8 protein-coding genes are annotated in these 6866 nt (G+C 75.2%); 4 read left to right on the top strand and 4 right to left on the bottom strand.

The window, feature by feature from the left end; translation table 11 throughout:
- Window positions 1–221 precede the first annotated feature (221 nt).
- Together asnB and ACFWOG_RS38305 are read left to right on the top strand one after the other, a co-directional pair.
- A complete protein-coding gene (asnB, locus tag ACFWOG_RS38310; RefSeq protein ID WP_329876715.1) occupies window positions 222–2054 on the top strand; it encodes an asparagine synthase (glutamine-hydrolyzing) in 1833 nt (610 codons plus the stop codon).
- A 304-nt stretch (window positions 2055–2358) separates the two neighbouring features.
- Window positions 2359–3039: a YoaK family protein gene (locus tag ACFWOG_RS38305; RefSeq protein ID WP_380364140.1), complete on the top strand. Its 681-nt coding sequence runs from the start codon at window positions 2359–2361 to the stop codon at window positions 3037–3039.
- Between the two features lie 109 nt (window positions 3040–3148).
- On the opposite strand, the gene ACFWOG_RS38300 is transcribed toward ACFWOG_RS38305, so the two are convergent.
- The 4 genes from ACFWOG_RS38300 to ACFWOG_RS38285 all read right to left on the bottom strand — a co-directional run bounded on the left by ACFWOG_RS38300 (window position 3149) and on the right by ACFWOG_RS38285 (window position 5173).
- On the bottom strand, window positions 3149–3379 hold the full coding sequence (locus ACFWOG_RS38300; protein ID WP_380364138.1) for a hypothetical protein: 231 nt from the start codon (window positions 3377–3379) through the stop codon (window positions 3149–3151).
- Window positions 3376–3900, bottom strand: coding sequence for a GNAT family N-acetyltransferase (locus ACFWOG_RS38295; protein WP_380364136.1), 525 nt, complete (start codon window positions 3898–3900; stop codon window positions 3376–3378). Before ACFWOG_RS38295 ends, ACFWOG_RS38300 begins: the two co-directional genes overlap by 4 nt.
- Before the next feature lie 8 nt (window positions 3901–3908).
- Window positions 3909–4574 carry a hypothetical protein gene (locus tag ACFWOG_RS38290; protein ID WP_355402037.1) on the bottom strand — a complete coding sequence of 222 codons (666 nt, stop codon included), beginning with the start codon at window positions 4572–4574 and terminating at the stop codon, window positions 3909–3911.
- 188 nt (window positions 4575–4762) lie between these two features.
- Entirely contained in the window at window positions 4763–5173 is a 411-nt protein-coding gene (locus ACFWOG_RS38285; protein WP_380364134.1) for a hypothetical protein, read from the bottom strand.
- 504 nt (window positions 5174–5677) lie between these two features.
- On the opposite strand from ACFWOG_RS38285, the gene ACFWOG_RS38280 reads away from it, so the two are divergent.
- Both ACFWOG_RS38280 and ACFWOG_RS38275 read left to right on the top strand, forming a co-directional pair.
- Entirely contained in the window at window positions 5678–6202 is a 525-nt protein-coding gene (locus ACFWOG_RS38280) for a PadR family transcriptional regulator (protein ID WP_329948583.1), read from the top strand.
- Window positions 6199–6866, top strand: a 668-nt coding sequence (locus ACFWOG_RS38275; protein WP_380364131.1) for an ABC transporter ATP-binding protein, incomplete at its 3' end; no start/stop codon positions are given. The genes ACFWOG_RS38280 and ACFWOG_RS38275, both read left to right, overlap by 4 nt.

The raw sequence follows: 6866 nt of genomic DNA, 5'->3' as shown, positions 1-6866 counted from the left end.
CCTCCGGCCGGCCCGGCGGCCGGAGGAGCAACCGGGGCGTGCCTCCGGGCCGGGCGTCCGGACCGGCCGTCCGGACCGGGCATCCGAGCGTTGGCCGGAAATGTGTCCGATTTCGTGGAACTGCGGCTGCTCCCCGCCCGACTGGTGGACCGGACCTCGGCGCGGTCGCCCGTGCCCGTCCTGCCCGTCCGTTCGTCTGCCCGTCCAAGGAGTGCTCGCGCATGTGCGGAATCACCGGCTGGGTGTCCTTTCATCAGGACGTCCGCCACAGCGCCCCCGTCATCGAGGCGATGACCGCCACCATGGCCCTGCGCGGCCCCGACGCCGGCGGCGTCTGGCTCGGTCGTCACGCCGCTCTCGGTCACCGCCGCCTCGCCGTGATCGACATCCAGGGCGGTGCGCAGCCCATGGTCGACCGCCGGGACGAGCCGGGTGTCGTCCTCACCTACAGCGGCGAGGTCTACAACCACCACCAGCTGCGGGCCGAGCTGACCGCCAAGGGTCACCGCTTCGAGACCCGCAGCGACACCGAGGTGGTCCTCCGCGCCTACCAGGAGTGGGGCGACGCCCTGGTCGACCGGCTGGAGGGCATGTATGCCTTCGGCATCTGGGACGAGCGCAACCAGCGCCTGCTGCTCGTCCGCGACCGGCTCGGCGTCAAGCCGCTGTTCTGGGCCGAGGTCGACGGCGGTCTGGTCTTCGGCTCCGAGCCCAAGGCGCTCTTCGCCCACCCCGACGTCACGCCCACCGTGGACGCCGACGGCCTGCGGGAGGCGTACAGCCTGCTCTTCAACACCGGCCCCACGGTCTGGGCCGGCGTCCGCGAGGTCCACCCCGGCGGCCTGCTCGTCCTCGACCGCGGGGGCGTCCGCGAGCGCCGTTACTGGGAGCTGACCGCCCGTCCGCACACCGACGACCTCGACGTCACCCTGGAGCAGATCGGGTCGCTGGTCAACCGCGCCGCCCGGGCCCAGCTGGAGGCGGACGTCCCGCTCTGCAGCCTGCTCTCCGGCGGCCTCGACTCCACCATCGTCACCGCCCTGGTCGCCGACGAACTCCGGCTCCAGGAGGGCCCGCAGGCCAAGCTGCGCTCCTACGCCGTCGACTACAGCGACCAGGCCGAGGAGTTCACCGGCGACGTGCTGCGCACCGGGCACGACACCCCGTTCGCGGCCGAGGCCGGAGCCTTCATAGGCAGCGACCACTCGACCGTCGTGCTCGACCCGCGCACCCTGCTCGACCTGGAGCACCGCCGGGCCGTGGTGATCTCCCGGGACTCGCCGATCGGCGTCGGCGACATGGACACCTCGCTGTACCTGCTGTTCGGCGAGATCCGCAAGCACTCCACGGTCGCCCTCTCCGGGGAGGCGGCGGACGAGGTGTTCGGCGGCTACCCGTGGTTCCACAACCCCAAGGCGCTCGCCGCGCAGACCTTCCCCTGGCTGCTCGTCACCGGCGACGAGGCGGCCATGCCGATCAACCCGGACCTCGCCGCGCACCTGCGTATCGGCGAGTTCCGCGACGACACCTACAGCGCCGCGCTCGCCGCCGTCCCGCACGTCGACGGCGAGACCCCGACCGAGCACCGCCAGCGCGAGATGCAGCACCTCTCGCTGACCCGCTGGCTGCGCCAGCTGCTGCACCGCAAGGACCGCCTCTCGATGGCCCAGAGCCTGGAGGTGCGGGTGCCCTACTGCGACCACCGCCTGGTCGAGTACGCCTTCAACACCCCCTGGGCGATGAAGAGCTACGACGGTCGGGAGAAGAGCCTGCTGCGCGCGACCGGGCAGGGCATCGCCCCGGACTCGGTGCTCTGGCGGCCGAAGAACCACTACCCGGCCACCCACCACGCCGACTACAACAGCGGCCTCCAGCGACTCGCGCGCGAGGCGCTGGACGCGCCGCACGTGCGGGACATCGCCGACGAGACGGTCATCAAGAGCAGTCTGGACACCCCGGCGGACCAGCTGGAGTGGGGCCACCGGCTCCGCCTGGAGCGGGTCGTGGACCTGGCCCTCTGGCTCGACCACCACCGCCCGGCGCTCGCCGTCTGAGTGCCCGCCCGAGAGCCGAGCGCCCCCCCCCGCCGCACCCGGGGGCGGGCGCTCCTCGTTGCGCGCCCGGCCTGCGCGCCCCGCGCGTCTTCGCCCCACGCAACCGCCCCACGCAACCGCCCCGGGTTCGGCAAGTCCTCTACAGGGATGTAGATTCAATTGCTCCGGCCGGGTCGGCCCGCTCCGGAGACCGGTCGGGCGTAGAACGGACGGGACCGCCGGAGGTCCCGGACGCCCGGAGCGCACACCGAGGCCGGGCCGGGGCCCACCGAAGGCGGGCCGGGTCGTTCCGAGGAGGACGCGGATGCCTGACGATCCCCGCCACGGCCCGCTGGTGGCGATGCTGCTGGTGCTCACCGTGGTCACCGGGCTGGTCGACGCGGTGAGCTACCTCGCCCTCGGCCACGTCTTCGTCGCCAACATGACCGGCAACGTGGTCTTCCTCGGCTTCGCACTGGTCGGTGCGCCCGGGCTCTCCGCCTCGGCCTCGCTCGCGGCGCTCGCCGCCTTCCTGGCCGGTGCGGTGTCGGGCGGCCGTCTCGCCGAACACCGGCCGGACCACCGAGGCCGGCTGCTGGTCACCACCGTCACCGTGCAGGCGGTGCTGCTGGCCGGCTGCACCGTGGCGGCGGCCGTGTTCGGCCACACCCACGACCCGGTCCGCTACACCCTGATCGGCGTGCTGGGCTTCGCGATGGGCCTGCAGAACGCCGTCGTCCGGGCGCTGAAGGTCCCCGACCTGACCACCACCGTGCTGACCATGACGCTGACCGCCCTGGCCGCGGACCGCGCCGGGGCCCGCCGTCTGGCCTCCGCCGGCTGGATGTTCGCCGGAGCGCTCGCCGGGGCCGCCCTCGTCCTCGGGCCCGGCGTCCCGGCGGCGCTCGCGGCGGCCCTCGTCCTCGTCCTCGCGGTCGCCGCCGCCACCCACCGGGCCGGCCGCCTCACCCCGCCGTGGACCCGGCCCGGGGGCGCCGCCCCCTGACGGGCGTTCCGCCTCCCGCCCCGCAGGCGCCCGCCTGCGCCGCCGCACCGTGGACGCCGCCCGCACCGCCCGCCCCGTCGGCCCCGTCGGCCCCGTCCGTTCGGTCCGTTCAGTCCGCGTCTTCCGTTCGGTCCGCGCCGCTCGGGTCACCCGGGTCGCTGGTCCGGTGCGCCTCGATGCGGGAGCGCTCGGCCGCCGGCAGCGAGCCGACCACGTCCTCGACCGTGCGGTGGGACAGCTCCGCGAACGCGCGGACCCACTCCACGAGTCCGGCGTCCGACTCGACCACCGGCCGCCGCCGACCGGCCGACCGCGGGCCGGTCGCGCGGGAGCCGGTCACCGCGGTGGCTCCGCCGCGTCCGGGACGGCCAGGAAGGCGTCCAGCTCCGCCCCGTACCAGCGGTCGGTGCGGCCCTGGGGCGTCATGCCGAGGCGTCGGCACACGGCGGCCGAGCGGTCGTTGCCGGGCCGGACGACGGCGTGGATCGCGCGGAGGCCGTCGGCGAAGCCCTTGGCCAGGGCGGCGCGGGCGGCCTCGGTGGCGTAGCCGTGGCCCCAGGAGTCGGGGTGGAGGTGCCAGCCGACCTCGACCTCGCCGTCACCGTCGGGCAGCGGGGCGAGCAGGACCGTGCCGACGACCAGGCCGGTGTCCCGCCGCTCCAGGGCCCATGCGCCGTAGCGGGGGCCGGTGGAGCGGGCCCGCAGCCGGTCGATCAGAGCGGGCGCCTCGTCGGGGGACTCCAGCGCCCGCGGGGTGGCGCCGAGCCAGCGCGCGACCTCCCAGCGGGAGTACAGGTCGAACGCGCGGTCGGTGTCGGCGCCGGTCCAGAGCCGGGCGGTCAGACGGTCGGTGACGAACACGGTGCTCCTCAGTCCTCCTGCGGCTGGTTGGCCCGGCCGCTCCAACGGGGCTCCCAACGGGCCCAGGACCGCTGCCAGTCGCGGTCGGCCCGCCGGGCGAGCGCGCGCAGCCGCAGGGCGAGCGCGACACCGATCAGCGTGGCCAGGGTGGTGGAGCCGGCCAGGCCGGTGCAGACGGCGGCGACGGTGAGGCCGATCCGGGTGTCCGGTGCCCTGGCGGGCTCGCCGGCGTCGTCCACCCAGAGGGTAACGGTGGGCCTGGTCAGGGTGGTGCGCGGCAGTTCGACGGTGCCGGTGTGCAGGCGGCCGTCCGGAGCCGCCCAGGCGGTCGAGACCTCCACCCGGTTCTCGTAGCCGCCGGCCCATCGGCTGTTCGCCGGCGGCTCCGGCACGGCCTTGCCGAGCACCGCGGCCTCGACCCGGTGCAGCCGGCCGCGTTCGGTCTGGGCGGTGCCTGCGGCGGTGCGGTAGCCGACCAGGGCGGCGGCGACGACACCGGCCACTCCGACGGCGAGGGCGAGCGCGGCGGCGAGCCAGGCCCGGCTGCGGGCCCGGTCGACGGGGCGGATGAGCGGTTCGCGGGGGTCCGCCGAGCGGCCGAGGGCCCGACGCAGCTGACGGCCCACCCGCCGGGGCGCCGACGCTGGCCGGGCCGGGCGGGGTGTGGTGGACACGATGCGTGCTCCTCACGGCTGTTGGCGCTGTTCGGCCCCCGTCGGAACCATTTTCCAGCTCCGGCCCCCGTGCACAAGAGCCGTGCGGCCCCACCCGGCCCGGGGGCCTGCCCGCTCGTCCGTCGCCCACGGGTGTCTCTCCGCCGCTGCCTCCGCTCCCCGCCCGCCCCGGCCCCGGGGTGGTCGGGTCACCTCCCCGTGAGCATCAGCATCCGTACCAGCGAGACCACCCCGACGGCGATCGGCACCGCGTACCACCACGGGCGCAGCAGACCCCACCGGACGAGGTACACGGTGCCCCAGTCGGTGAGCCAGGAGCCGATGTGGGCGCACATCGCGGGAACCCCGGCGGCCGTGACGCTCTCCTGGTCCCAGTGCCCGTCGGGCGGCCGGACGAGGAAGGACTTCAGCAGGAGCCAGGCCGTCAGCAGGTTGCCGGCGACGAGCAGGCCCTCGAGGAGCGCGAGGGCCGCCCGGTCCACCCCGTCCGCCCGGTCCGCCCCGGCCGCCTGCTTCTCGCGCTCCCCGTCCGCGCCCGGCATGGCCGGCGGAACGCCCTCGCCGTGCCGTCCGGTTCCGTCCCGGCCCTCCGGTGCCATCCGCGCCACCCCCGTCCCCCCGGTTCCCGCCCGGTGGGGGCGGGAGCCGTCCCCGTTTCCCCGGGAGGACGGTCCGCCGTCCCCGATCGGTTCTGGGCCTCCGTCAGGCCGCCCTGAATGCGGCCCTGAACGCCGTCCCGAACGCCGTCCCGAACGCCGCCCCGGGCCGCGGGACCGGAGCCCCGGCCCCGGCGTCGGCCCCGGCGTCGGCCCGGGAGAGCGCGCAGGACCGGGACGTTCGGCCCTCGGCCGGGGCGGGGGCGAGGGGGCAGGCTGTCGGTGACCGCGTCCTCGTCGTGCCGGGACGCGGAGGTCCGGCCCGCTGTGGGGGCTCGCCGGGCCGCCGTGCGGAGCGGAGGGCGGTGTGGGGCCGCCCTCCGCTCACGTCTGCCGCCGAAGCCGACCTGCCACCGGAACCTCCGCCCCGTGAGGCGTTCTCCCAGCTCGGCGCCGTATTCTCCCCAGCTATACACTCGGAGTATACGTCGGGTGTATGGTCACCCCATGAGTGTTCCTTTGACCCTTCTCGGGCTGCTGGAGCGGGAACCGAGCCACGGCTACGACCTCAAGCGCGACTACGACGCCTTCTTCGGGCGCGGCAAGCCCCTGCCGTACGGTCAGGTCTATGCCACGCTCGGCCGGTTGGCGCGGGACGGCAAGGTCGTGGCCGGCGAGGCCGAGCCCGGCGACGGCCCCGAGCGCAAGCGCTACGTCATCACCGACGCGGGGGTGACCGAGTTCGAGCACTGGCTCACCGAGCCGGTCGCCCCCGAACCCACCCTGCAGTCGGTGCTGTTCACCAAGGTCGTCCTCGCCCTGATGCTCGGCCGCGACGCCGAGGAGTACCTCGACACCCAGCGCGCCGCCCACCTGCGCCGGATGCGCGAACTGACCGAACTGCGCCGGACCGGCCCGCTGATCGACGGCCTGCTCGCCGACCACGGCCTCTTCCACCTGGAGGCGGACCTCCGGTGGATCGACCTGACCACCGCCCGCCTGGACGCCCTCGCCGCGGAGGTACGCGCATGAGCCCGCTGATCGAAGCCCGTTCCGTCGAGCTGGCCTTCGGCGAGACCCCCGCCCTGCGCGGCGCCGACCTGTCGGTCGAGGCCGGCGAGGTGCTGGCCGTGATGGGCCCGAGCGGCTCCGGCAAGTCCACCCTGCTGCACTGCCTGGCCGGCATCCTGGTGCCCGACGCGGGCGAGGTGCACTTCGACGGGCAGCGCATGGACACCATGAACGAGGCCCGGCGCAGCGCCCTACGGCGGGACCGCTTCGGCTTCGTCTTCCAGTTCGGCCAGCTCGTCCCCGAACTGACCGCCGAGGAGAACGTCGCCCTGCCGCTGCTGCTCAACGGCGTCCGCCGGGCCGCCGCGCTCGCGGAGGCCCGTCCGTGGTTCGCCCGGCTCGGCCTGGACGGCATGGAGCGCCGCCGGTCCGGCGAACTGTCGGGTGGTCAGGCCCAGCGGGTGGCCCTCGCCCGCGGCCTGGTGACCCGTCCGCAGGTGCTCTTCGCCGACGAGCCGACCGGCGCGCTGGACTCGCTCACCGGTGAGCAGGTGATGGAGCTGATGGTCGACGCCGCCCGCTCGCAGGGCACCACCGTGGTCCTGGTCACCCATGAGGCCCGGGTCGCCGCCTACGCCGACCGCGAGGCGGTCGTCCGCGACGGCCGGGCCAGGACCCTCTCCTC

The organism is Kitasatospora sp. NPDC058406 (assembly GCF_042722765.1).
Lineage (GTDB): Bacteria > Actinomycetota > Actinomycetes > Streptomycetales > Streptomycetaceae > Kitasatospora.
This window is presented reverse-complemented; position numbering and strand designations above follow the sequence as displayed.

Bases quoted from the DNA above. Each gene is read 5' to 3' on its own strand.
- asnB (WP_329876715.1), top strand. From the start codon at position 222: ATGTGCGGAATCACCGGCTGGGTGTCCTTTCATCAGGACGTCCGCCAC.
- ACFWOG_RS38305 (WP_380364140.1), top strand. From the start codon at position 2,359: ATGCCTGACGATCCCCGCCACGGCCCGCTGGTGGCGATGCTGCTGGTG.
- ACFWOG_RS38285 (WP_380364134.1), bottom strand. From the start codon at position 5,173: ATGGCACCGGAGGGCCGGGACGGAACCGGACGGCACGGCGAGGGCGTT.
- ACFWOG_RS38280 (WP_329948583.1), top strand. From the start codon at position 5,678: ATGAGTGTTCCTTTGACCCTTCTCGGGCTGCTGGAGCGGGAACCGAGC.